General features: G+C 67.5%; 24 protein-coding genes, 2 tRNA genes and 2 rRNA genes (1 of these 28 cut by a window edge). 21 read left to right on the plus strand and 7 right to left on the minus strand.

All coding sequences use genetic code 11. The features are described 5' to 3' along the window. From ACFLIT_RS16820 to ACFLIT_RS16830, 3 genes are all read left to right on the plus strand, one after another. Window positions 1-1,477, plus strand: a 23S ribosomal RNA gene (locus tag ACFLIT_RS16820) (it extends 1,311 nt beyond the left edge of the window). An 81-nt stretch (window positions 1,478-1,558) separates the two neighbouring features. Next, window positions 1,559-1,673: ribosomal RNA gene (gene rrf, locus ACFLIT_RS16825) — 5S ribosomal RNA — on the plus strand. 94 nt (window positions 1,674-1,767) lie between these two features. Next, window positions 1,768-1,844, plus strand: a tRNA-Met gene (locus ACFLIT_RS16830). 428 nt (window positions 1,845-2,272) lie between these two features. On the opposite strand, the gene ACFLIT_RS16835 is transcribed toward ACFLIT_RS16830, so the two are convergent. From ACFLIT_RS16835 to ACFLIT_RS16845, 3 genes are read right to left on the minus strand one after another with little or no spacing between them, the layout of a single operon-like run. After that, window positions 2,273-2,629, minus strand: a complete 357-nt coding sequence (locus ACFLIT_RS16835; protein WP_479912421.1) for a hypothetical protein — start codon at window positions 2,627-2,629, stop codon at window positions 2,273-2,275. A gap of 31 nt (window positions 2,630-2,660) precedes the next feature. Beyond that, a complete protein-coding gene (locus tag ACFLIT_RS16840; protein WP_479912422.1) occupies window positions 2,661-3,698 on the minus strand; it encodes a DNA topoisomerase IB in 1,038 nt (345 codons plus the stop codon). A 5-nt stretch (window positions 3,699-3,703) separates the two neighbouring features. Next, entirely contained in the window at window positions 3,704-3,922 is a 219-nt protein-coding gene (locus ACFLIT_RS16845; RefSeq protein WP_479912423.1) for a hypervirulence associated TUDOR domain-containing protein, read from the minus strand. An 84-nt stretch (window positions 3,923-4,006) separates the two neighbouring features. On the opposite strand from ACFLIT_RS16845, the gene rlmJ reads away from it, so the two are divergent. Beyond that, entirely contained in the window at window positions 4,007-4,837 is an 831-nt protein-coding gene (gene rlmJ, locus ACFLIT_RS16850) for a 23S rRNA (adenine(2030)-N(6))-methyltransferase RlmJ (protein WP_479912424.1), read from the plus strand. 75 nt (window positions 4,838-4,912) lie between these two features. Next, window positions 4,913-5,521: a hypothetical protein gene (locus ACFLIT_RS16855; protein ID WP_479912425.1), complete on the plus strand. Its 609-nt coding sequence runs from the start codon at window positions 4,913-4,915 to the stop codon at window positions 5,519-5,521. On the opposite strand, the gene ACFLIT_RS16860 is transcribed toward ACFLIT_RS16855, so the two are convergent. Then, entirely contained in the window at window positions 5,512-5,865 is a 354-nt protein-coding gene (locus ACFLIT_RS16860; protein ID WP_479912426.1) for an iron chaperone, read from the minus strand. The two genes, ACFLIT_RS16855 and ACFLIT_RS16860, sit on opposite strands and share 10 nt — an antisense overlap. A gap of 65 nt (window positions 5,866-5,930) precedes the next feature. Here ACFLIT_RS16860 and ACFLIT_RS16865 point away from each other — a divergent pair, with 65 nt between their 5' ends. The 4 genes from ACFLIT_RS16865 to ACFLIT_RS16880 all read left to right on the plus strand — a co-directional run bounded on the left by ACFLIT_RS16865 (window position 5,931) and on the right by ACFLIT_RS16880 (window position 8,847). Next, complete coding sequence (locus ACFLIT_RS16865) at window positions 5,931-6,395, plus strand: DUF4112 domain-containing protein (RefSeq protein WP_479912427.1); 465 nt, start codon at window positions 5,931-5,933, stop codon at window positions 6,393-6,395. Between the two features lie 63 nt (window positions 6,396-6,458). Beyond that, window positions 6,459-6,860, plus strand: coding sequence for a hypothetical protein (locus ACFLIT_RS16870; protein ID WP_479912428.1), 402 nt, complete (start codon window positions 6,459-6,461; stop codon window positions 6,858-6,860). A gap of 71 nt (window positions 6,861-6,931) precedes the next feature. Beyond that, complete coding sequence (locus ACFLIT_RS16875; RefSeq protein WP_479912452.1) at window positions 6,932-7,708, plus strand: SDR family oxidoreductase; 777 nt, start codon at window positions 6,932-6,934, stop codon at window positions 7,706-7,708. Between the two features lie 17 nt (window positions 7,709-7,725). Further along, window positions 7,726-8,847 (plus strand): glycoside hydrolase family 130 protein, encoded by a 1,122-nt coding sequence (locus ACFLIT_RS16880; RefSeq protein ID WP_479912429.1) that lies wholly within the window; start codon window positions 7,726-7,728, stop codon window positions 8,845-8,847. On the opposite strand, the gene ACFLIT_RS16885 is transcribed toward ACFLIT_RS16880, so the two are convergent. Next, window positions 8,844-8,984 carry a hypothetical protein gene (locus tag ACFLIT_RS16885; protein WP_479912430.1) on the minus strand — a complete coding sequence of 47 codons (141 nt, stop codon included), beginning with the start codon at window positions 8,982-8,984 and terminating at the stop codon, window positions 8,844-8,846. The two genes, ACFLIT_RS16880 and ACFLIT_RS16885, sit on opposite strands and share 4 nt — an antisense overlap. 2 nt (window positions 8,985-8,986) lie before the next feature. Continuing rightward, window positions 8,987-11,029 carry a GAF domain-containing protein gene (locus ACFLIT_RS16890; RefSeq protein WP_479912431.1) on the minus strand — a complete coding sequence of 681 codons (2,043 nt, stop codon included), beginning with the start codon at window positions 11,027-11,029 and terminating at the stop codon, window positions 8,987-8,989. Between the two features lie 127 nt (window positions 11,030-11,156). On the opposite strand from ACFLIT_RS16890, the gene ACFLIT_RS16895 reads away from it, so the two are divergent. The 8 genes from ACFLIT_RS16895 to ACFLIT_RS16930 all read left to right on the plus strand — a co-directional run bounded on the left by ACFLIT_RS16895 (window position 11,157) and on the right by ACFLIT_RS16930 (window position 18,342). Then, window positions 11,157-11,231: transfer RNA gene (locus tag ACFLIT_RS16895), tRNA-Thr, on the plus strand. A 348-nt stretch (window positions 11,232-11,579) separates the two neighbouring features. Further along, on the plus strand, window positions 11,580-11,900 hold the full coding sequence (locus ACFLIT_RS16900) for a hypothetical protein (RefSeq protein WP_479912432.1): 321 nt from the start codon (window positions 11,580-11,582) through the stop codon (window positions 11,898-11,900). A gap of 97 nt (window positions 11,901-11,997) precedes the next feature. After that, the gene (locus ACFLIT_RS16905) at window positions 11,998-12,744 is read left to right on the plus strand and encodes a response regulator (RefSeq protein WP_479912433.1); all 747 of its coding nucleotides are present in this window, start codon (window positions 11,998-12,000) and stop codon (window positions 12,742-12,744) included. Continuing rightward, window positions 12,744-14,066: an ATP-binding protein gene (locus ACFLIT_RS16910; protein ID WP_479912434.1), complete on the plus strand. Its 1,323-nt coding sequence runs from the start codon at window positions 12,744-12,746 to the stop codon at window positions 14,064-14,066. Before ACFLIT_RS16905 ends, ACFLIT_RS16910 begins: the two co-directional genes overlap by 1 nt. Before the next feature lie 166 nt (window positions 14,067-14,232). Further along, entirely contained in the window at window positions 14,233-14,931 is a 699-nt protein-coding gene (locus tag ACFLIT_RS16915) for a carbonic anhydrase (RefSeq protein ID WP_479912435.1), read from the plus strand. Then, window positions 14,928-16,469: a SulP family inorganic anion transporter gene (locus ACFLIT_RS16920; RefSeq protein ID WP_479912436.1), complete on the plus strand. Its 1,542-nt coding sequence runs from the start codon at window positions 14,928-14,930 to the stop codon at window positions 16,467-16,469. The genes ACFLIT_RS16915 and ACFLIT_RS16920 overlap by 4 nt, the downstream gene beginning before the upstream one ends. A 143-nt stretch (window positions 16,470-16,612) precedes the next feature. Beyond that, window positions 16,613-17,899: a UDP-N-acetylglucosamine 1-carboxyvinyltransferase gene (gene murA, locus ACFLIT_RS16925; protein WP_479912437.1), complete on the plus strand. Its 1,287-nt coding sequence runs from the start codon at window positions 16,613-16,615 to the stop codon at window positions 17,897-17,899. Continuing rightward, on the plus strand, window positions 17,899-18,342 hold the full coding sequence (locus ACFLIT_RS16930) for a DUF2948 family protein (RefSeq protein ID WP_479912438.1): 444 nt from the start codon (window positions 17,899-17,901) through the stop codon (window positions 18,340-18,342). The genes murA and ACFLIT_RS16930 overlap by 1 nt, the downstream gene beginning before the upstream one ends. A 4-nt stretch (window positions 18,343-18,346) precedes the next feature. Here ACFLIT_RS16930 and ACFLIT_RS16935 read toward each other — a convergent pair whose 3' ends face one another. Beyond that, complete coding sequence (locus ACFLIT_RS16935; protein WP_479912439.1) at window positions 18,347-19,303, minus strand: class I SAM-dependent methyltransferase; 957 nt, start codon at window positions 19,301-19,303, stop codon at window positions 18,347-18,349. Window positions 19,304-19,441: 138 nt separating this feature from the next. On the opposite strand from ACFLIT_RS16935, the gene hisD reads away from it, so the two are divergent. The 4 genes from hisD to infA all read left to right on the plus strand — a co-directional run bounded on the left by hisD (window position 19,442) and on the right by infA (window position 21,972). Beyond that, a complete protein-coding gene (hisD, locus tag ACFLIT_RS16940; RefSeq protein WP_479912440.1) occupies window positions 19,442-20,722 on the plus strand; it encodes a histidinol dehydrogenase in 1,281 nt (426 codons plus the stop codon). A gap of 13 nt (window positions 20,723-20,735) precedes the next feature. Continuing rightward, window positions 20,736-21,206: a UPF0262 family protein gene (locus ACFLIT_RS16945; RefSeq protein WP_479912441.1), complete on the plus strand. Its 471-nt coding sequence runs from the start codon at window positions 20,736-20,738 to the stop codon at window positions 21,204-21,206. After that, complete coding sequence (locus ACFLIT_RS16950; RefSeq protein ID WP_479912442.1) at window positions 21,203-21,655, plus strand: arsenate-mycothiol transferase ArsC; 453 nt, start codon at window positions 21,203-21,205, stop codon at window positions 21,653-21,655. The genes ACFLIT_RS16945 and ACFLIT_RS16950 overlap by 4 nt, the downstream gene beginning before the upstream one ends. Window positions 21,656-21,753: 98 nt before the next feature. Next, on the plus strand, window positions 21,754-21,972 hold the full coding sequence (gene infA / locus ACFLIT_RS16955; protein WP_166573809.1) for a translation initiation factor IF-1: 219 nt from the start codon (window positions 21,754-21,756) through the stop codon (window positions 21,970-21,972). Window position 21,973: the final 1 nt, after the last annotated feature.

The raw sequence follows: 21,973 nt of genomic DNA on the forward strand, positions 1-21,973 counted from the left end.
TGTGAGAGACACTCTCGCCGAAAGACCAAGGGTTCCTGCGTAAAGCTAATCTGCGCAGGGTTAGCCGGCCCCTAAGGCAAGGCCGAAAGGCGTAGTCGATGGGAACCAGGTGAATATTCCTGGGCCAGTGTGAAGTGACGGATGGCGTAACTTGTTAGGGCTTATTGGATTGTCCTGGCAGGGAAGCTGTCCCTGGAAATAACTCACACAGAGACCGTACCCGAAACCGACACAGGTGGTCAGGTAGAGTATACCAAGGCGCTTGAGAGAACTATGCTGAAGGAACTCGGCAAATTGCACGCGTAACTTCGGGATAAGCGTGACTCTCTTTTGGGCAACCAGATGAGAGTGGCACAGGCCAGGGGGTAGCGACTGTTTATCAAAAACACAGGGCTCTGCGAAGCCGTAAGGCGACGTATAGGGTCTGACGCCTGCCCGGTGCCGGAAGGTTAAAAGGAGGGGTGCAAGCTCCGAATTGAAGCCCCGGTAAACGGCGGCCGTAACTATAACGGTCCTAAGGTAGCGAAATTCCTTGTCGGGTAAGTTCCGACCTGCACGAATGGCGTAACGACTTCCCCACTGTCTCCAGCATAGGCTCAGCGAAATTGAATTCCCCGTGAAGATGCGGGGTTCCCGCGGTCAGACGGAAAGACCCTATGAACCTTTACTGCAGCTTCGCCTTGGCGTTAGCAGCAACATGTGTAGGATAGGTGGGAGGCTATGAACCCGGGGCGCCAGTTCCGGTGGAGCCATCCTTGAAATACCACCCTTGCTGTTGCTGACGTCTAACCGCGGCCCGTCTATCCGGGTCCGGGACATGGCGTGGCGGGCAGTTTGACTGGGGCGGTCGCCTCCCAAAGTGTAACGGAGGCGCGCGATGGTGGGCTCAGACCGGTCGGAAATCGGTCGTCGAGTGCAATGGCATAAGCCCGCCTGACTGAGAGACTGACAAGTCGATCAGAGACGAAAGTCGGCCATAGTGATCCGGTGGTCCTGCGTGGAAGGGCCATCGCTCAACGAATAAAAGGTACTCTAGGGATAACAGGCTGATTTTGCCCAAGAGTCCATATCGACGGCAAAGTTTGGCACCTCGATGTCGGCTCATCACATCCTGGGGCTGGAGCAGGTCCCAAGGGTTCGGCTGTTCGCCGATTAAAGTGGTACGTGAGCTGGGTTCAGAACGTCGTGAGACAGTTTGGTCCCTATCTGCCGTGGGTGTACGAAGCTTGAGAGGATCTGTCCCTAGTACGAGAGGACCGGGATGGACACACCTCTGGTGGACCTGTCGTGGCGCCAGCCGCGCAGCAGGGTAGCTAAGTGTGGAATAGATAACCGCTGAAAGCATCTAAGCGGGAAACTAACCTCAAAACAAGGCTTCGCCGAGAGCCGTAGCAGACTACTACGTTGATAGGCCAGGTGTGGAAGTGCGGTGACGCATGGAGCTTACTGGTACTAATCGCTCGATAGGCTTGATCGTTCCTCAGTTGAACTCATGCCGCGCTTTGTAGCGCAACACCAAGTCAATACATTCGATGTCTTCTCGCATCCCTTCCGCCGACCTGGTGGCTTTGCCGGGGGTTCCCCACCCGATCCCATTCCGAACTCGGTCGTTAAGTCCCCCAGGGCCAATGGTACTTTGTCTCAAGGCACGGGAGAGTAGGTCGCCGCCAGGTCCGCCGAAGGGATGCATTCCTAGATCATGAGTGCTTTACACGCATGATTTCTCATCTGACCCTTCCCTCACGACGCCATCGCGGCCTGATTTGCCGCGGGATGGAGCAGCCCGGTAGCTCGTCAGGCTCATAACCTGAAGGTCGCAGGTTCAAATCCTGCTCCCGCACCCAAGATCGAGAAAAAAAGCCCCGCTTTCGAGCGGGGCTTTTTGCTTTTGGGCGCTGTCGAGGCGGCTTTCGTTGGCCAAGAGCGCCGTTTTCGCCCAGTGGCCCGGCGGGCGGAGGCGGACGGGCGCTGGTTATTGACCAGCGGCTCGAATTTTATTCGCGCTTGACGTGTGGGGTGTCCGTGGCCGCGACGTCTAGTTCTAAGAGAGCATCGACCTCCAACTTCACGCCGGCCCGTCTTCCCTCAGACGGCCGGCGTTTTTGCATTTTGGATCAATTGCTTGGGGCGGAAAGATCGAGGCGAAGGTCGAGGCGTTCGCAGGTTTAAACCTTGAGGGCCAGGAAGCCTCCGACCCGCTCAAAGCCAGCGCTCGCCGCATGGTCGCTGTGTCGCTCAACGACCTGGCCCGCGGCCCTCTAGGCCGTCGCGCCTAGTCGACGCAGACCCCGTCGGCGCGCTTGCCCGCCACGACCTCCTCACGGCAGCCGCAGGGGTCGTTGTTCTTGCGGCAGACGCCGGTCGTCGCGCCGTCCGCCGCGACCGGCGCGCCCTCGTAGAGGCAGCCGCCCTCGCATTGAGTCTTGTCGGTGCAGATCTTGCCGGCGTCCTTGAACGGAACCACGCACATCGCCCGGCCCAAGCGACAGACGGGACGAACGCTTCCGCCGGCGGCGGCGCAGGCGGTGGGATCCGCGCCGGCGACAACCGGGGCGAGGGCTGGGGGACGTGGCGCGCAGGCGGCGAGAACCAGAAGCGAGGCGAGGGCGACGAGGGCGCGAAGGGGCATGGCGCGTGGCATAGCCGGGCTGTGCGACGGTTCAAGCCTTGCCGGCCGCGTCGCGGGCGGCTTTGAGCAGCTTCAGCAACGCCGCCTCCGTGGCGGCCCGTTTCGACAGACCGCCGGCCTGATAGGCCTCGAACACCGCCGGGTGGATATAGGCCGCGCGGCAGACGGCGGGGGTGTTGCCGAGCAGGCCCGCGACAGCCTTCACGCAGAGATTGCTGATCCGCTTGAACGCCGCCTGGCTGTCGGCGGGCGGTTGCTCGGCCAGGGCGCGCATGGCCGAGAGGCTGGCCGCCCAGGTGCGAAAGTCCTTAGCGGTGAACTCGCCGCCCATGGCCGCGCGCAGGTAATCGTTGACGTCGTGGCTCTCGATCGGCCGCCGCTCGCCCTCCTCATCGACATACTGAAACAGGCGCTGGCCACGCAGGTCCTGGCAGGCGCGCACGATGCGCACCAGGCGCCGGTCGTGGAAGCCGGTGCGGTGGGTCACGCCGCTCTTGCCGCGAAATTCGAACACCGCGCCCGCGCCGGCTACCTTCACGTGGCGTTTCTGCAGGGTGGTGAGGCCATAACTCTTGTTGGCCTTGGCATACTCGTCGTTGCCCACCCGGATAAGCGTGACCTCGAGCAGGCGGACGACGGCGGCCAGCACTTTCTCTCGCGGCAGGCCGCGACGCGCGAGGTCGGCCTCAACGCGGCGGCGCAGCCTCGGCAGGGCGCGGCCGAAGGCGATCATGCGGTCGTACTTGGCCTCGTCGCGCACCGCCCGCCACCGGGCGTGGTAGCGGTACTGTTTGCGGCCCTTGGCGTCGCGGCCGATCGCCTGGATGTGGCCGTCCGCCTTGGGGCAGATCCATACATCGGTCCAGGCCGGCGGAATGGCCAGCTTGGCGATGCGATCGAGGGTGCGGGCGTCCTTCACCGGCTCGCCCTTGCGGTCGTGATAGGTGAAGCGGCCCGCGCGCGTGCGGGTCCGCGTCAGGCCGGGAGAACGATCGCTGCAATAGCTGAGGCCGGCCTCTTCGGCGGCGTTTACTCCGCTGAGCAGTTCGTCGGGAACATCGCGCGCCATCCCGCTCAACCCCGGCTCAGTTCGGACTGAGATTTCAGGACGCGATCGCCGTCTTCCTGCCGGATCAGATAGGCCGGCTCCTCGAGGCTGGCGTTGCGCGTCACCTTCTCGCCCTTGAGAGTGCGGGTGACACGCTTTTCAAAGCGATCCACCACTTCGCCGTGGGCCTCATGCGCTCCCCAAGTCCATTTCACCTTCGAGCCCTTGGCGAATGAGCGGCTCATCCGAGCAATCTCCGACTATCTGGCCGACAACGTGAGGCGCGGGTCGGGGTTCCGGATGCCGAGGGCAGGGGGTAGAGCGGGGGCATGAACTATCGCCACGCCTTCCACGCCGGCAACTTCGCGGACCTGGTGAAGCACGCGACCTTGACCGTGCTGCTGGAGGCCCTGCAGCGCGATGCGGCGCCCTTGCACGTGCTCGACACGCACGCGGGGGCGGGAGGCTACGATCTCTCCGGCGCTTTGGCGGGCAAGACGCGCGAGGCCGAGGCCGGGATCGTGCGCCTGATGGCCGACGCCGACGCGCCGGTGGCCTTCGAGGCGTTGAAGACGACGGTGCGGCGACTGAATCCCGAGGGCGGTGTCCGCTACTATCCAGGCTCGCCCCTGCTGGTCGCCGAACGGCTTCGATCCGGCGACCGCTATGTCGGCTGCGAGCTGCGGGCCGACGATCACGCCGCCCTGCAGGAGACGCTCGGCGCCTTCCGCAACGCCGAGGCGCGGCTCGGCGACGGCTATGCGGCCGCCGCTGTTCCGCCGCCGCGCGGTTTCCGCGCCCTGCTGGTCATCGATCCTCCGTTCGAACGCCCTGACGACTACGACAACATTCTGGGCGCCGTCGCCGCGGCCCAGGCCGCCGAGCCTGACGCGCACGTCGCGATCTGGTTGCCGCTGAAGGACCTGGAGACCTTCGACGCTTTCCTGCGCGGCCTGGAAGACCTGTCGCCAGGACCATTCCTGGTGGCAGAGGCGCGGCTGAAGCCGTTGCGCGAGCCGCTGAAGATGAACGGCTGCGCCATGGTGCTGATCAACCCGCCGAAGGGCATTGAGGCGTCTCTGCGGTCCATCTGCCGTTGGGTGGCGGAAACGCTCGGAAATAATGGAGCGCTTGGTCGGGTCACCGCGTTTGAAATGTGAAGGTTAAGCTCGCCCCTTGGGCGAAATCGCGACCCGTGATATGCTGCGCTGCACAAGACAATTTGGAGGCGGGATATGGCGATCAGTCAGGAACCGTTGGGATCTGAAGGCCAACGCCTCGATCCTGAAGCCGCCCTCCGTTTCCCCGTCGGCGTAGCGTCACCTCTGTGGTTCGCCTTCGGCGCGGCGGCCGCCACCGCCTCGACCTGGTGGTGGATGGCGCGCTGGACGCGCGATCTGGCGCTGGAGTGCGCCGGCGGCGTGGTTGCGGCGGGCGGCGTTCCCGCCGTGCCGGTCGAATCCGCCACATTCGCCCCGGAGGACGAAGAGCCCGTCGATGAGGCCGACACGGCCACCAAGAGCGCCGCCGAGGCGGTGGCGGACGCCGCCGGCCTGGTCGTCGATCCGATGATCGAACAACCGGTCGCCGTCGCGCCCGAGCCCGCGCCGATCCCCGCCGTTCAGAACGCCGCCAAGGCCGCCGCGGACGACCTCACCCGTCTGGTCGGTGTGGGGCCTCGGCTGGCCGCGCAGCTCGCCGAACAGGGCGTGACCACCTTCACCCAGATCGCCGCGTGGAACGCCGATCAGCTCGGCGAGATCGACAAGGCGCTGAACCTGCGCGGCCGAGCCGTGCGCGACGCCTGGGTTTCGCAGGCCAAGCGGCTGGCCGCTCAGCCGTAGTCTTCCACGGCGCGAAAGGCCGCGATCCGTTCGATCAGTCCGACCGGCATTGGGCTGTTCAGCTTGAAATGCAGACTGTCCTTGGCCGCCCGATGGGGCGCGAGGTCCTCGGCCATCGCCGCCTCCATGGCGCGAGAGGTCGGATAGACCGCCACGTGCGTCTTCCAGCCGGCGAAATAGAGCACCCGCTTTCCGTTCAGGCTGTAGGCCGGCATGCCGTAGGCGATGCGCTCCTCCGCCTTGGGCATGCCTCGCCGGATCGCCGCGCGCACGGCCTCCAGCGCGGCGCGGGCCGCCTCGGGTTGGGCGGCGATGTAGGCGTCGATGCTGTTGGGCGCGGCCATTGGCCGATGTTATCGCCGAACGACGCCGCGTGGGAGCCGCCGCGCAGGCTGGACGTTAGCAAGCCATGCCGACCAAGACCGCGAGCCTGGACGACATGCCGCTGAACGACGCTCCGCCCATCGGCGGCGAGGCCGACCGGCATCATCGCATCTGGCGATCGGTAGACCGCGTGAAAGCGCTTTCGGACCGGGTGATCGGCATCGGCCCCTTCGGCGTCGGCATGGACGGCGTGCTGACCTTCATCCCCGGCGCGGGGTTGGTCTACACCGTCGGGGCGGGCGGCTTTCTGTTGGTCCAGGCCCTGCGGACGGGGGCCTCGGTCGCCACACTGGCGCGGATGGCGGCCTATCTGGCCGTGGACACCGCAACCACCGAAATTCCCATCGTGGGCGACGCCGTCGACTTTTTCTTCCCTGGCCATCTGATGGCGGCCAAGGCCCTGCAGAAGGATATCGAGCGCCGTCACGGCCCGCCGCCTGAGCTCCACGCCGGGGCGAAGCGGAAACCGCGCCGTCGCCGTGGCGGCTGAGCGACTCCTTTCGTTCGGAATTTGCGCTAGGATGCCGCCTTGAACGGAGTTGGGAAGGCGGCCATGGCCGACACCTACGAGGATACGCTGGGCGACTTCGCCGTCACCGGCCCGCGCCGGCCCGCGTTGCGCCTGGTCGTCGGCGCGATGATCGCGCTCGCCGCCATCGGCTTCTACCTGGGGCTCAACACCGGCGACCACACCACCCGCCTGCCGGGTGATACGCGTGGGACCAAGGCCGCCACCGGCCCAGACTTCTCCGGCGCCAAGGTGGCCGTGGCGCTGGCCCCGGTCGCCGAGCCGCCGCCGCCTCCCGCTCCCGAACCGGTGGAGACCGTGGTGGAAGCCCCCGTCGTCGCAGCGCCGGTGGTGATCGCGCCGGTCGCTCCAGTGATCGAGGCTCCACCGCCCTCGCCCGCTCCCGCCCCCCCGCCGCCGCCGCCGAGTCTCGAAGGCCTGTTCTAGCTGGCGCTTCGGAACCCATCCGCCGCCTGAGCCTTTCCCGCTGGGAACAAGGGAGCCGGGCCGTGGACGGAATGATGGAAGACACCTTCGACTCGGCGGAGGTGCGCGACATGCACACCGCCGTGACGCCGCTGAGCGGCAAGCGCGTGCTGGTCACCGGCGGCACCACCGGCATCGGCCGGGCCATCGCCGCCCTGCTGGGATCGTACGGTGCGCGCGTCTTCGTTTTCGGACGTCACGAGCCGGAACTACGGGTCGCCCTGGAGCACATCCGCAGCAGCGGCGCCGAGGCGGAGGGCATGACCGCCGACACCGCCAAGGCCGAGGACGTCGCCCGGGTGTTCGCCGCCGTCGATGAGGCGTTCGGCGGTCTCGATATCCTGGTGGCCAACGCCGGCATCGCGGGCGAAGGCCTGACCAAATCGTCCGACGCCGACTGGCGGTATGTGATGGAAACCAACGTGCTCGGCTACATGGCCTGCGCCAAGGCCGCGGTCGAGCGCATGGCGCCGAGAGGCGAGGGCCACATCGTGATCATCGGCTCGATCAGCCAGGACGCGACGGGGCCGGGCTCGGTCTATTCCGCCAGCAAGGCGGCGAACCGGGCTTTCTCCAAGAGTCTGCGCGAGGAACTGGCCGAGAAGAACATCCGCGTCTCGCTGGTCGAACCCGGCATGGTCGGCGCGGACCTCCGCAAGGGCGAGACGCCCGAGGAGCAGCGGGAGGCGATCGGCAAGGGCGAGATGCTGCGCGCCGAGGATATCGCCGTGGGCGTCCACTATATCCTCACCCAGCCCGAACGCTGCACCGTCACCGAAGTTCGGATCGAACCGCGCATCCAGAACTGATCGACGGGAGGGCTGTGATGAGCTTTGAAGTCGACCGCCTGGTGTTCACGCCGGACGACGTGGACCTGGCCCGATCGCCGCTGCGCGGTTCGCTCGATGCCGAGACCTATACCCTCGGCGCCTTCAACCCCGGCCTCACCCGCCTGCCGAACGGCGACCTCTTGATGATGGTGCGGGTGGCCGAGGCGCTGCGCGAGCCGGTGGTCGAGGGCCATATCCACGCCATCCGCTGGGATGAGGACGGGCATTATCGGCTCGACGGCCACGACATCGAGGCGGCCGACACCAGGGACCCGCGTAAATTCCTGCTGCGCCAGGCGCAGCACCGGGTGATGGGTCTGACCTCCCTGTCCTGGATTCTGCCGGTGCAGCTGTCGCCGGACGGCCTGCGCGTGAAGGCGGTGCACTACGACAAGGCTGTCGCGCCTGCGCGCACCTACCAGGAGTACGGCGTCGAGGACGCGCGGATCAGCCTGGTCGACGGGGTCTACTACCTGACCACCTGTTCGGTGAGCGCCGAGCGCCACTCCACGACACTCTATACCTCGAGCGATGGCTTGAACTACCAGCTGCAAGGCATTGTCCTGGATCACCAAAACAAGGACATGCTGCTGTTCGAGGGCAGGGTAGGCGGCAAGTTTTGGGCCCTGACCCGGCCGCTGGGCGACCTCTATTTCACCTATGCGCCGGACAGCCCCTATCGCAGCGGCCCTTCGATCAATCTGGCGACCAGCCCCGACGCCCTGCACTGGAAGCCCTGCGATAAGCCCGGCATCCGCCCGCGCAAAGGCACGACGATCAGCTCACGCATGGGCGGCGGCGCCCAACCGATCCGCACCGACGACGGTTGGCTGGTGCTCTATCACGGGGTGGAAAGCCACGAGGTTGTCGGCATCTACCGCACCTTCTGGGCGCTGCTCGATCTGGAAGATCCGTCGCGGATTCTGCGGCTTGAAGACGAGGCGGCCTTGATCGAGCCCAACGCCGACCTCACCAAGCCGCTCGAACATCAGATGTATCTGTCGAACGTGGTGTTCACGACCGGCGTCGTCGATCACGGCGACAGCTATATCGTCGCTTCCGGAGAGGCGGATCTCGCCTGCCGTATCACGCACATTCCAAAAGCCAGGTTCGCCTAGGATTCCTGCTCGTCGTCCGGCTTGGCGGGCGAGGGGGCGGGGCCCGTCTTGCGGCGGCGCAGATTGGCGCGCAGGGCCTGGGCGAGCCGCGCTTCTCGACGGGCCTTCTCGTCGTGGGGCGGGGGCGGCTTGCTCATGATCAAAGGCTGGTTGCGATCTGCGACATCGGAGAGCGGAACGTCGCGACGAGTCCGCTGGGGCGGTAGTCGAGCTTGGCGCCGCCACGGCCGACCAGGCCCATGCCGATCAGGCGCGAGCCGAAGCCTCGCTGAGCGGGGGGCGATGTGCGCGGGCCGTCGTACTCCCGCCAAGCGACGGTCAGGGTCGGGTCCAGCGTCGCATTGTCCACTTCCCAACGAATCTCCACGCGGCCGCTCTCGACCGACAGCGATCCATACTTCAGCGCATTGGTGGCCAACTCGTGGATCAGCAGCGAGGTGGCGAGCGTCGATTTGGACCCCAGCATCACCTTGGGACCGGAAAGATCGAGGCGGGCCCGGATGCCCAGGCTTTCGCCCACGGCGGTCAGGATGTCGAGAAGGGCCGTCGAGGACCAGCTGCGCTGCAGCAGGAGGTCGTGGGCGGCCGCCAGGGCGTGCAGGCGGCTGTCGAAGTTCTCCACCGGCCCTCGGTCCGCCACCGGCTTGAGCGTCTGCATGGCCAGAGCCTGAACCATGGCGAAGCTGTTCTTCAGGCGGTGGCTGAGTTCGAGGTTGAGCACCTCCTGCGCCGCCTCGGCCTGGGCCCGCGCCATGGCGGCCTCCATGCGGTCGGTCACGCCTTCGACGAAGCCGATCTCCTCATGGGACCAGGCGCGGGGGGCGGTCTCGTGCACGAACACTACCCCGACGAGATCGTCGCCCTCCATCAAGGGGGCCTGGATCGCCGCGCGGACGCCCATGACGTCGAACGTCGGCCGATCGGTGGCGAGGGCGAGGGAGTCGTGCAGGTCGCCCACGGCCAACGGCTCGCCCGACAAAAGTCCCAGCAGGGTGGCCGGAAAGCGGCTGAGCGTGTGGACGCCCACCAGGCTGCGCACGCGGCCGTCGGTGCGGTCGCGCTCGACCGCCAGCCTGTCGTTGGCCCGATCGAGCCGCGCGTAGCCGACGCGGGCGGCGCCCAACACGCCGATCAGGGTGTCGAGCGCGGCGTCGACCACCTCGCTTTCGCTCGCGGCGATGCGCAGTCGGTCGCCCAGCGCCAGCAGGGCGGCGATGCGGTCGCGGCCCAGGCGCTCGTCGGTGATGTCCTGCACCACGCCGAACATCTTGATCGGCTGGCCGGCGGCGTCGCGCACGAAGGCGCCGCGGCGGCTGAGCCAGCGGACGCGACCGTCGTCGGCGCGGCGGATGCGATACTGGGCGTCGCGACCAAGCTCACCTAGGCGACGGCTTTCCTCGCTGGACGCCAGGCCACGGTCTTCCTCGAAGAGGTTTTCCAGGAATTCGGTGGCGTCGACGGTGGTCTGGATCGCCATGCCGAACAGGCGGCAGAACTCCTCGGAGATGGTCATCACGTTGGTGGCGATATCGATCTCGAAGGTGCCGATGCCGGCGGCCTGCTGTGCGGCGCGATACCGGGCGGCGTTCTCCTGCGCCAGGTGGGTAGTCACCGCCAGGGCGTCATGCAGCCGGGTGTCCGCGAGGCGTTCGGTATGCGCCGTGCGGCGGATGTCCAGCAGGCGCATGGCTTGGCGGGCGAGCACACGCAGGCCCGTCGCCTGGGCGGGCGTGAGGCCTTCCGGGCGAGGCTTGGTGTCCACGACGCAGAGCATGCCCAGCGTCAGGCCCTCCGGCGCGATCAACGGGGCGCCGGCGTAGAAGCGGGCGCCGTCGGCGGCGGCCACGGCCGGGATTTCGCGGGTCCGGGGATCGGCCGTCAGGTCCGGCACGATCAAGAGCTCGTCGCCGGACAGGCCGTGGATGCAGACCGACTGGAGAATCGGCGTCTCGGAGACGTCCATGCCGACGCGCGCCTTGAACCACTGGCGGTCGGCGTCCACGAGGTTGATCAGCGCGGTCGGGGTTCCGCAGAGGGCGGCGGCGACTTGGGCGATGTCGTCGAACTCGGACTCCGGCGGGGTGTCCAGAACTCCATAGGCGTGCAGAAGCGCCAGCCGCTCGGCGTTTATCGCCGCGGCCGGGACCCCGTTTTCATCCGGTTTCTGGCTCGCCCCGCGCACGCGTAATCGATACTCCCGCAGCCTCATGTACGCACCTGCAAAACAGTGGTTGGCGAACGGTTCCGCGCAAGCTGGAATTTCCGCTTCCCGGCGGCGACGACATTCGCTATAGGGCGCCCTCTCTTTCGCCGCCGTAGCTCAGTGGTAGAGCGCATCCTTGGTAAGGCTGAGGTCGGCAGTTCAATCCTGCCCGGCGGCACCACCTTAAAGCCGGCCCCAACGGGCCGGCTTTTTGCTTTTTCAGCCCGCCCGCCAATCGGAATTGAAAATCGCCGTGGGCTCGGACCGCCGCGGTGACGATCGCGGGCGGGCTCGGGCGTAACGGCCTGAGTATCGCAGGTTGCATAAACCGAGCGCGATCATTCGGTCCGGGCTGCCAGGGTGACGGCAGTCTCCCTCGCAAGGGCCTGAAAACACGGAAGAAAGCCCTCGGAAATCTTCCGATACGCACCGTCACGGTTTGTCACAAAGGCGATGTTCGCCAGCAAACTGGCTCCAATACTTCGTTGGCATGGCCGATCGACACGGTCCTGCAATCAAGGAGACATCCATGCGCAAGCTTTCTCTCGCCCTCGCGATCGGCGCCTTCGCGGCGCCCGCCTTCGCCGGTCCGGTCGGTTCGGGCCTGTGGCACACCGAGGCTGTCCATAAGGCGCGTCAGGCCGCCATCACCATTTCGCACGCCGACGCCAGCTGCCTGGCCGGGATCGCTCCGTCGGTCGCCGAACACAGCGCCGTCCGCGCCGCCGCGGTGAAGAACGGCAAGCTGGCCGTGCAATTCCACAGCCAGGACGCCCGCGCCTCGAACGCAGGGGCGGTCCATGCGTTGGTCTCCAAGGCCTGCGCGGGCGCTCAGGTCGCGAACGCCTAGCCAGCGCGCCAGGGCCGTGGCGGCGGAAAAGCGTCGTCGCGGCCTTGCCTGTTTTTTCATCACCCCTACTTAGTTTCTGATCTTGTAGCGGAATCGAATGCTCGAACTGCAAATGGACTCCCTGGCCACGGCGGCGCCGACGGTTCTGGTCGTTGAAGACGACCCGAGCCTGCGCACTCTGCTGACCCGTGTCCTGCGCGAGAACGGCTTTCGGACTCTGAGCGCCGGCTCAGGCCCGGAGATGGCTCGCCTGCTAGAAAGCGGGCCCGTCGACATGATCCTGCTCGACGTGATGCTGCCGGGGCCGACCGGCTTCGACCTCTGTCGCGCCATCCGCCGCACCAGCGACGTGCCGATCATCATTCTCAGCGCCCGCGCCGAGGAGGCCGACCGCCTGGTCGGTCTGGAACTGGGCGCCGACGACTACATTCCGAAGCCTTTCAGCGCCAAGGAAGTGGTCGCCCGCATTCGCGCCACCCTGCGCCGCAGCCAGGGCCAGATGGTCGCCGCGCCGTCCAACAGCCGCGCGCAGCTGTCGTTCGGCGGCTGGATCCTCGATCCCGCTAGCCGCGAACTGTTCGCCCCCGACGGCGCCGCCGTCGAGCTTTCGGGCGCCGAGTTCGACTTGCTGCTGGCCTTCGTTTCCCAGCCGCAACGCGTTATCGGCCGCGAGCGGCTGCTGGAGCTTTCCCGCGCCCGCCTGGCGGACGCTTCCGACCGCAGCATCGACGTGCTGGTCAGCCGCCTGCGACGCAAGCTCGCCGGCGCCGGCGGCCAGGATACGGTGATCCGCACCGTTCGCGGCGTCGGCTACATGTTCGCCCACCCGGTCAAGCGCCTCTGATGCACCTGCGGATCTGGCCGCAGGCTTTCATCGGCCGGGTTATCCTCGTGCTGATGTGCGCTGTGGTCCTGGAGTTCATCGGCAGCTCCGCCGTCTACGAATACGTCGAAGTGAAAACCACGCGCCTGTCGCAGGCCCAACGCGTGGCCGAGCAATTGGTGGTGGCCGCGGGCGTGATGAACGACACCCCGCCCGAACGGCGCGCCGAAGCCAGCCACGAGCTCTCGACCGAAGGCGTGCGCGTCACCTGGCAGTCGATCTCGCCGCTGCCGAAGGCGCACAAGAACTCGGAACTCGCCAAGCTCGCGGCGGACATGCGCCGCTGGGAGCCGACGCTCGACGAACACCTGCGTGTCGATTTCTACGGCGGATCGCCGTGGGCGGAATCGATGCGGCTGATGGGCTCGGCGCAGTTGAACGACGGCACCAGCGTGCTGGTCATCTCGCGTTCCGAGGCGACGCCCTGGGCGACCGTTCTGGCCGCGCTCGGCTCGGCCGCCGTGATGTCGATCGGCCTGGTTATCGCCTCGACCCTGCTGCTGCGCAGTCTCGGCCTTCCGCTTCGCGCCCTGGCGCGGGCGGCCGAGAGCGTCGGCAAGGGGGATCCGGTCTATGTGCGGGAGGAGGGGGCGGGGGACCTGCGCCGCGTGGCGCACGCCTTCAACGCCATGCAGACGCGCATCACCGAGCTGCTGGCGGCGCGCACCCACGCCCTGGCCGCCGTGAGCCACGACCTGCGCACGCCGCTCTCGCGCCTGCGTCTGCGCGCAGGCCTGGTGAAGGACCGCGAAACCCGCACCGCCCTCGAACAGGACGTCGAGGAAATGGCTGAAATGCTCAACTCCCTGCTGGCCTACCTCGGCGGGGTGCAGGACAGCGAGCCCCAGCGGCTGGTCGACCTGGCGACGCTCTGCATGACCATCGTCGATGACGCCACCGACGCCGGCGGCCGCGCCACCTACGACGGGCCGGAACGTCTTTCGACCCGGCTGCGGCCAAGCGCGGTGAAACGGGCCATCGACAATCTGGTGCAGAACGCCCTGACCTATGGCGGCTGCGCCGACGTCAGCCTGTCGATCGTCGGCGATCGGGTGATCGTGCGGGTCTGCGACGACGGTCCGGGCATCCCGGAATCCCAGATGGCGCGGGTGAAGGAGGCGTTCACCCGCCTCGACGACGCGCGGGCCCGCAATACCGCCGGCCTCGGTCTCGGCCTTTCCACCGTCGAGAAAATGACCGTGGCGGAAGGCGGCGAGTTCGTGCTGTCGAACCGTCCCGAAGGCGGGCTCTGCGCCGAAATCCGGCTGCCCTACCGCGCCTGAAACCCAGGCCACGCAACGTTTTGATACGTTGCTGCTGCGCACAAGACACGCCCGTAACGCACCTTCCAAGGGCGATGGTGGCCTGAGAGGGAGCCGATCCCACCCCTGGGGGACGCCCACCCGGGTCGCCATCGCACCCCATCCTCGATGGACCTGGAGTTTCGTCATGGACAACTGGCTTGAGCGGGCGACCCTGTTCAAGGGGGAGGTGTTCCCTCAACAGAGCGCCCTCTACCAGCGCCTCGCGAGCGACGGGCAGACACCCAAGGCTCTGATGATCTCCTGCGCGGACAGCCGCGTGGTGCCCGAGCAGATCACCCAGGCGCTTCCCGGTGATCTTTTCGTCTGCCGCAACGCCGGCAATATCGTGCCTCCGTTCCAGACCATGAACGGCGGCGTTTCCTCGGCGGTCGAATACGCCGTCGTGGCCCTGGGCGTACGCGACATCGTCGTCTGCGGTCATTCGGACTGCGGCGCCATGAAGGCCTTCCGCGATCCGAAGGCGCTCGAGGCGATGCCCAACGTCGCCGCCTGGCTGCGCCACGCCCATGCCGCGCATTGCGTGGTCTGCGCCGCCTACGACGATCTGGACGACGCCGCGGCCGCCCGCGCCACCGCGCTGGAAAACGTGGCCATGCAGATCAACCACCTGCGAACCCACCCGTCGGTCGCCTCCGCCATCGCGCGCGGCGAACTGACCCTGCACGGCTGGTTCTTCGACATCGAAACCGGCGCGATTCTCGCCCTCGAAGGCGAGACCGGCCAGTTCAAGCCCGCCGATCGTGAAGGCCGCCTGCCAGTGGCCCTCGCTCCCGCCCGCCGCGTCGCGGCCCCTGAAATGATGATCCGGTACGCCGCAGAATGACTTCTCAAGTTTCCAGCCCTGCCGCCACGTCTGAAAAGCGTGGCGGCGTTTTTTCGCGCGACCTTACGGCGTCGCTCGTCGTCTTCCTGGTGGCCCTGCCGCTCTGCATGGGCATCGCCATCGCCTCCGGCGTTCCGGCTGAAAAGGGCCTGATCACCGGCATCATCGGCGGCATTATCGTCGGCGCCCTGGCCGGCTCGCCGCTGCAGGTCAGCGGCCCGGCCGCCGGCCTGGCGGTGATCGTCTTCGAAATCGTGCAGAAACACGGCATCGGCCTGCTCGGCCCGTTGCTGATCGTGGCCGGCCTGATCCAGGTGATCGCCGGCGCCCTGAAGCTCGGTCAATGGTTCCGCGCCATCTCGCCGGCCGTGGTGCACGGCATGCTCGCCGGCATCGGCCTGCTGATCGTCGCCGGCCAGATTCACGTGCTGTTCGGCGACAGCCCGCTGCCGCACGGCCTTGAGAACCTGGCGGCGATCCCCGCCCAGTTCATGAGCCTGACACCCACCCTGGGTCAGACGGAATCGGCCCTCGCCGTCGGCGTGATCACCATCGCCTTCATGATCGGCTGGGAGAAGATTCGCCCCGCCAAGCTCAAGCTTCTCCCCGGCGCCCTGCTGGGCGTGCTGGCCGGCACCCTGGTGGCCGGCGCCTTTGCCCTCGACGTCAAGCGCATCCAGGTCCCGGAATCGATCCTGGCGGCCATCGATACGCCGACCGCCACTAACTTCGCCAAGATGGCCGACCCGGCCCTGCTGATCACCGCCCTGGCCATCGCCTTCATCGCCTCGGCCGAGACCTTGCTCTCTGCCGCCGCGGTGGACCGCATGCACACCGGTCCGCGCACCAAGTACAATAAGGAGCTGTTCGCTCAGGGCGTCGGCAACATGCTGTGCGGCGCGGCCGGCGCCCTGCCGATGACCGGCGTGATCGTGCGGAGCTCGGCCAACGTCCAGGCCGGCGCTGCGACGCGCATGTCGGCGATCCTGCACGGCGTCTGGATTCTGGGTCTGGTCGCCCTGGCCCCGTTCGTCCTGCGCCAGGTGCCCAGCGCCGCCCTCGCCGGCGTGCTGGTGGTCACCGGCTGGCGCCTGGTCAGCCTGCAGCACGCCAAGCACCTGTTCCATCGCTACGGCCTTCTGCCGACCGTGATCTGGGGCGCGACCTTCCTCGCGGTGGTCGCCACCGATCTGCTGACCGGCGTCATCATCGGCATGGGTCTGACCCTGATCGAACTGCTGCCCCACCTTCGCCGCATGCGTCTGCGCATCGCCGATAACAACGGCGCGGAAGGCGTGGATCGCGAAGTAACGCTGGAAGGCGCCGCCACGTTCCTGCAGTTGCCGCGCATCACCAAGGCGCTCGAGTCCATCCCGGACGGCGGCGCGGTGCGCCTGAACACGGGCAAGCTCTCCTGCCTGGATCACACCTGTGCGGAGGTGATCACCGAATGGCTCAACTCCAAACGACGGACAGGCACCCGGATCGACATCGCGCCCGGACCCTTCGTCGACAAGTTCCACGCCCCCGCACACTAAAACCGGGCGTGACAGGGAGGAAGCAACCCCCAGCTTCCCCAACGGCCCCCGCCGATACCCCGGCGGGGGCCGTCTTGTTTTTCCGCCGCCCTTGCGCGCCCTTCGCCAGCGGGTAGAACCGCCCCTCAGGCTTCGGGACCGGCATGGACAGTATCGCGATCATGGGCGGCTCGCCGCTCGTCGGGGAAATCCCCATCAGCGGGGCCAAGAACTCCGCCATCAAGCTCATGGCGGCCAGCCTGCTGACCGACCAGCCGCTGCGCCTGACCAACATGCCGCGCCTGGCCGACACCCGCTTTCTCGGCAAGCTGCTGACCCGCCTCGGCGCGCACGTCGACGAGCGGGAGGGGGAGGATGGCTCCGAAACCATCCTCCACACGCCCGAGATCATGGGGGCGATCGCGCCCTACGATCTCGTTCGCCAGATGCGGGCCTCGTTCAACGTCCTGGGCCCGCTGCTGGCCCGCGTGGGCCATGCGAAGGTCAGCCTGCCCGGCGGCTGCACCATCGGCGCCCGACCGGTGGACCTGCACCTGAAGGCCTTGGAAGCCCTCGGCGCCCAGATCGAGCTGCACGAAGGCTATGTCTACGCCCAGGCGCCCCGTGGCCTGCGGGGCGGCCATGTCGCCTTTCCCTTCGTCTCGGTGGGCGCCACCGAGCACGCCCTGCTCGCGGCCGTGCTGGCCGAGGGCGAGACGGTGCTGGAAAACGCCGCCTGCGAACCCGAGATCGGCGACCTGGCCGATTGCCTGAACGCCATGGGCGCCAAGGTGGAAGGGGCGGGGACCCCGACCATCCGCGTGAAAGGCGTCACCCGGCTGGGCGGCGGCGTCCACGCCGTGATCTCCGACCGCATCGAGGCCGGCACCTACGCCGTCGCGGCCGCCATGGCCGGCGGCGAGACCCGACTTACCCGCACCAAGCCCGAGCTGATCGCGCCGCTGCTGGACAAAATCGAGCAGGCCGGCGCCAAGGTGACCCGCCATGCCGACGGCGTGACCATCGCCCGAAACGGTACGCGCCTGAAGGCGGTCGATGTCGAGACCTCGCCCTATCCGGGGTTCGCCACCGACCTGCAGGCGCAGTTCATGGCCTTGATGACCGTGGCCGAGGGCGAAAGCCGCATCCGCGAAACCATCTTCGAGAACCGCTTCATGCACGCGCCGGAACTGGCCCGGCTGGGAGCCGACATCTCGGTGCACGGCGGCGAGGCCGTGGTGCGCGGGGTCGAGCGGCTCTACGGCGCGCCGGTGATGGCCACCGACCTGCGGGCGTCGGTCAGTCTGGTGATCGCCGGCCTCGCGGCCAAGGGCGAGACGGTGGTCAGCCGCATCTATCATCTAGACCGCGGTTTCGAGCGGCTGGAAGAGAAGCTGCGCGCCTGCGGCGCCGACGTCCGTCGGATCAAGGGCGAGGGGAGCGAGCACTAGTGGCGCCGAGGGACCAGCATGAGGCCCCCCTGCGCCTGCTGGCGGAGGACGCCGACGATCTGGCGGTGATCAGCGCCGCCCTGCAGGACGCTGTGGCGAAGATCGGCGATATTCGCTGGGACGCCGCCGGTCGCCGCCTGACCATCGGTTTCAATCGCTTCCGCTGGGAATCCGACCGAAAGGCTGGCCAGCGCGTGCGCAGCGGCCTGCAGCTAAGCTCGGTGCTGAACGTCCAGGCGCGGCGCCTGCGGCGCGACGCCCGCGGCGCCGTCGTCAGCCTGCTGTCGGTCGGCTTCGAGCCGGGCGAGGCGCCGGGCGGGGTGATCAGCCTGCTGTTCGCCGGCGACGGCGAGCTGCGCTGCGAGGTGGAATGCGTCGACGCCGCCCTGGCGGATGTCTCGACCGCATGGCCGACCCCGCGCAAGCCGGGACACGACGCCTAAGCGCTCAGACCGCCCGCAGCAGCACGAAGATCTGGAAGGCGTCGATCGGCAGGATTTCGACGCGCTCGACGGCGAAGCCGGTCCAGTGGCGGCGGATATAATCCAGCGACACGGTCGAATTGCCGTAGTCGGGATTGCCCGACTCCACGGCCCAGGCGTCCGGGGTGAATCCGAAGCCGGTCGTCCGCAGCTGTTCGCGGTGAGCCGCGCCGTCATCGCCCAGTAGCGTCCAGTACTCAGATGGCCGGATGGTCAGGGCGAAGAGGCCGCCCGGTTGCAGGCCCGAGCGGATGGTGCGCGCCGCCGCGTCGGCCGAGGCCGGCGACAGGTGGGTGAAGATCGAGAAGGCGTAGGCCAGGTTGAATGGCTTGTGGAAGGGCAGGGTGGTGGGAATGCGGTCCACCAGCGCCAGGTTGCCGCGGAAGCCGGCGATGCGCGACAGGTTCAGGCTGTCCGGCCAGGCGTCGACGCCGTAGAGGCGCTCGACCGGCGTAAATTTGTAGAACAGCCGCGAGAGGCGCGACCAGCAGACGCCGTAGTCGAGAATGCGCACATTGTGCATCGACTTGCCGTCGGCCTGCAGCCCGGCCACCGCGTTGCGCACGAAATCGGCGGCTTGCAGCATGGCCCAGACGCCCGAGGTTCCCACCGAGCCGACCTGCTGCTCGGCAGTCGGCATCTTCGGCAGCCAGGCGCGCAGATTGGGCAGGCCCTCGTACTCACCGGCGGCGAGCAGGGCGAAGGTGTCCAAAGACACATCGTCGAACAGCCGAGGCCGGTCGATCGAGGGCGTGTCGTTGATCAGGGCGTCGGCGCGTTCGAGCGGCGCCCGGATCGCCGGATCGCTCAGCAGGAACGAGGGGTTCAGAACCGCGGCGTTGAGAATGTTCGGATCGTCGGAAACCCCGAGCAGCGACTTGGCGGCCGTCCGCAATGTGCCGGCGATTTGTTTGGAAGCCATGACGTATCCATCTTCGGGCGAAACAACACCCACCCGCGCGTGGGGAGGCCTAGGTCGGTTTTCGCCCCGCGTCCATACCAAGGCGCCACATCGCCGATTGACCCTTGCCACTCGGCGCAAAACCCGCATCTAGGCGCGATGCGCCGCTTCAGCTTTTCCCAGCCCGGCTTCGACGCCGATTTCCGCGCCTTCCTGGATGAGCGTCGTGGCTCGCCGCATGACGTCGACGCCGCCGCGGCCAAGGTGCTGGACGCCGTGCGCGCCGAGGGCCTCGAGGCCGTCCTGCGCTTCACCCGCGAGTTCGACAAGGTGGAGCTGACGGAAGACACCGTCCGCGTCACCCAGGCCGAGATCGACGAGGGCGCCGCCGCCTGCCCGGCCGAGGTGCGAGAGGCCATCGACTTCGCCGCCGCGCGCATCGCCGCCTATCACGCGCGCCAGCGCCCGGCGGACGCCCGCTTCGTCGATGAAGCCGGGGTCGAGCTCGGCTGGCGCTGGACGCCGCTGGAGTCCGTTGGGGTCTATGTGCCGGGCGGCCGCGCGGCCTATCCCTCGACCGTGCTGATGAACTGCGTGCCGGCCCAGGCGGCGGGCGTCGACCGCATCGCCATGGTCACCCCGCCCGGCAGACTGCAGCCGGCGGTGCTGGCCGCGGCCAAGGCGGCCGGCGTCAGCGAAATCTGGCGGATCGGCGGGGCCCAGGCCGTCGCCGCCCTGGCCTACGGCGCCGGGCCGATCGCGCCGGTCGACAAGATCGTCGGCCCCGGCAACGCCTATGTCACGGCCGCCAAGCGCCGGCTCTACGGTGTGGTCGGCATCGACGCCCTGGCCGGCCCGTCGGAGATCGTGGTGGTGGCCGACAAGCAGAACGACCCGGCCTGGATCGCCGCCGACCTGTTGAGCCAGGCCGAGCACGACCCCGCCGCCCAGTCGATCCTGATCACCGACGACCAAGCCTTCGCCGAAGAGGTGGAGACGGCGATCGCCAAGCAATTGCTTTTCCTCGACACGAGCGCCGACGCCAAGGCTTCGCTGGACGCCCACGGCGCGGTGATCATCGCGCCGCTGGACAAGAGCCCCGGGCTCGTCGACCTGATCGCTCCGGAGCACGTGGAGTTCGCCGTCGACAATCCGGACGCCCTGGCCGACCGCGTGCGCCACGCCGGAGCCATCTTCCTTGGCCGCTACACCCCAGAGGCCGTGGGCGACTATGTGGCCGGCTCGAACCACGTGCTGCCCACCAGTCGCGCGGCCCGGTTCCAGTCCGGCCTGTCGCTCTACGACTTCCTGAAACGCACCTCGCTGGTGCGTTGCGACGCCGCCGCCTTCGCCAAGCTCGGGCCGCACACGCGCGTGCTGGCCGAGGCCGAGGGGCTGCCCGCCCACGCCCGATCCGCCGGCGTTCGTCTGAACGGCTGAGGGTCGCGGCGAGATGAGCGATCAACGCCTCCGCTCCGTGGCCATCGACGAGGAGAGCCTCGCGGCCGTCTCGCGCGATCAGGAGCAGGAGCGTCAGGTCGCCATCTTCGACCTGCTGGAAGACAACAGCTTCGCTCCGGCCGGCGCGCCGGCCGGCCCCTATGACCTGCGGATCGGTCTGATCGATCAGCGCCTGGCGCTCGACATCAGCGCCGACGGCTATCACCACGCCCTGCTGCTGTCGCTCACCCCGCTGCGGGCGGTGATCAAGGACTACTTCATCGTCTGCGCGAGCTATTACGACGCCATTCGCAATGCGACGCCGCACCAGATCGAGGCGCTCGATATGAGCCGGCGGTCGCTGCACAACGAGGGCTCGTCGCTGCTGGCGGCCAGGCTGGAGGGCAAGATCGCCACCGACCTGCCGACGGCGCGCCGTCTCTTCACCCTTATCTGCGCCCTGCACAGGCGGGACCGGCGATGAAGGGCCTGCCCGAGACCGTCCTGTTCGCCTGCAACTACAATCGCGTCCGCTCGCCGATCGCCGCGGCGATGATGCGCGAGATGTTCGGTCACGCCGTGTTCGTCGAGAGCTGCGGGCTGAAGCCGATGCGCGAGGACGACGGCGATCCGATGGTCACCGCCGTGATGGAGGAGATCGGTCTCGATCTGACCCGTCACGCGCCCAAGAGTTTCGACGACCTGCACGAGATGTTCGACTTGGTCATCTCCCTGACGCCGGAGGCGCATCACCGGGCGATGGAACTGTCCCGCGGCCGGGCGGTCACGCTGGAGTACTGGCCGACGCCCGATCCGACCTTGGGCGAGGAGCGCTCCCGCGAGGCGACGCTTTCAGCCTATCGTCAGCTGCGGGACGGCCTGCGCAGGCGCCTGAAGGCCCGTTTCGCCGCGCCATCGACGCCCGGCGGTTGAATGCGTTATACAGCGCGTCCGAAGACGCGGCCCGCCTCCGACTCGCAAGGTCGACGCGGGCTTTTTGTCTTCCCTGCTCGCCATTGTTGAGAGGCCTGATGGCTAAGGAAGAACTGCTCGAGTTTCCCGGTACGGTCAGCGAACTGCTGCCCAACGCGACCTTCCGCGTGACGCTCGAGAACAACCACGAGATCATCGCCCACACCGCGGGCAAGATGCGCAAGAACCGCATCCGCGTGCTGGCCGGCGACAAGGTGCTGGTCGAAATGACGCCCTATGACCTGACCAAGGGCCGCATCACCTACCGGTTCAAGTAAC

The sequence above is a fragment of the Caulobacter sp. HJHS_5 genome (assembly GCF_056683955.1).

What these genes read in the sequence shown, in the direction of transcription:
- ACFLIT_RS16835 (WP_479912421.1), bottom strand. Translation starts at nt 2,629, where the DNA reads ATGCCCCTTCGCGCCCTCGTCGCCCTCGCCTCGCTTCTGGTTCTCGCC.
- ACFLIT_RS16840 (WP_479912422.1), bottom strand. Translation starts at nt 3,698, where the DNA reads ATGGCGCGCGATGTTCCCGACGAACTGCTCAGCGGAGTAAACGCCGCC.
- ACFLIT_RS16845 (WP_479912423.1), bottom strand. Translation starts at nt 3,922, where the DNA reads ATGAGCCGCTCATTCGCCAAGGGCTCGAAGGTGAAATGGACTTGGGGA.
- rlmJ (WP_479912424.1), top strand. Translation starts at nt 4,007, where the DNA reads ATGAACTATCGCCACGCCTTCCACGCCGGCAACTTCGCGGACCTGGTG.
- ACFLIT_RS16855 (WP_479912425.1), top strand. Translation starts at nt 4,913, where the DNA reads ATGGCGATCAGTCAGGAACCGTTGGGATCTGAAGGCCAACGCCTCGAT.
- ACFLIT_RS16860 (WP_479912426.1), bottom strand. Translation starts at nt 5,865, where the DNA reads ATGGCCGCGCCCAACAGCATCGACGCCTACATCGCCGCCCAACCCGAG.
- ACFLIT_RS16865 (WP_479912427.1), top strand. Translation starts at nt 5,931, where the DNA reads ATGCCGACCAAGACCGCGAGCCTGGACGACATGCCGCTGAACGACGCT.
- ACFLIT_RS16870 (WP_479912428.1), top strand. Translation starts at nt 6,459, where the DNA reads ATGGCCGACACCTACGAGGATACGCTGGGCGACTTCGCCGTCACCGGC.
- ACFLIT_RS16875 (WP_479912452.1), top strand. Translation starts at nt 6,932, where the DNA reads ATGATGGAAGACACCTTCGACTCGGCGGAGGTGCGCGACATGCACACC.
- ACFLIT_RS16880 (WP_479912429.1), top strand. Translation starts at nt 7,726, where the DNA reads ATGAGCTTTGAAGTCGACCGCCTGGTGTTCACGCCGGACGACGTGGAC.
- ACFLIT_RS16885 (WP_479912430.1), bottom strand. Translation starts at nt 8,984, where the DNA reads ATGAGCAAGCCGCCCCCGCCCCACGACGAGAAGGCCCGTCGAGAAGCG.
- ACFLIT_RS16900 (WP_479912432.1), top strand. Translation starts at nt 11,580, where the DNA reads ATGCGCAAGCTTTCTCTCGCCCTCGCGATCGGCGCCTTCGCGGCGCCC.
- ACFLIT_RS16905 (WP_479912433.1), top strand. Translation starts at nt 11,998, where the DNA reads ATGCTCGAACTGCAAATGGACTCCCTGGCCACGGCGGCGCCGACGGTT.
- ACFLIT_RS16910 (WP_479912434.1), top strand. Translation starts at nt 12,744, where the DNA reads ATGCACCTGCGGATCTGGCCGCAGGCTTTCATCGGCCGGGTTATCCTC.
- ACFLIT_RS16915 (WP_479912435.1), top strand. Translation starts at nt 14,233, where the DNA reads ATGGACAACTGGCTTGAGCGGGCGACCCTGTTCAAGGGGGAGGTGTTC.
- ACFLIT_RS16920 (WP_479912436.1), top strand. Translation starts at nt 14,928, where the DNA reads ATGACTTCTCAAGTTTCCAGCCCTGCCGCCACGTCTGAAAAGCGTGGC.
- murA (WP_479912437.1), top strand. Translation starts at nt 16,613, where the DNA reads ATGGACAGTATCGCGATCATGGGCGGCTCGCCGCTCGTCGGGGAAATC.
- ACFLIT_RS16935 (WP_479912439.1), bottom strand. Translation starts at nt 19,303, where the DNA reads ATGGCTTCCAAACAAATCGCCGGCACATTGCGGACGGCCGCCAAGTCG.
- hisD (WP_479912440.1), top strand. Translation starts at nt 19,442, where the DNA reads ATGCGCCGCTTCAGCTTTTCCCAGCCCGGCTTCGACGCCGATTTCCGC.
- ACFLIT_RS16945 (WP_479912441.1), top strand. Translation starts at nt 20,736, where the DNA reads ATGAGCGATCAACGCCTCCGCTCCGTGGCCATCGACGAGGAGAGCCTC.
- ACFLIT_RS16950 (WP_479912442.1), top strand. Translation starts at nt 21,203, where the DNA reads ATGAAGGGCCTGCCCGAGACCGTCCTGTTCGCCTGCAACTACAATCGC.
- infA (WP_166573809.1), top strand. Translation starts at nt 21,754, where the DNA reads ATGGCTAAGGAAGAACTGCTCGAGTTTCCCGGTACGGTCAGCGAACTG.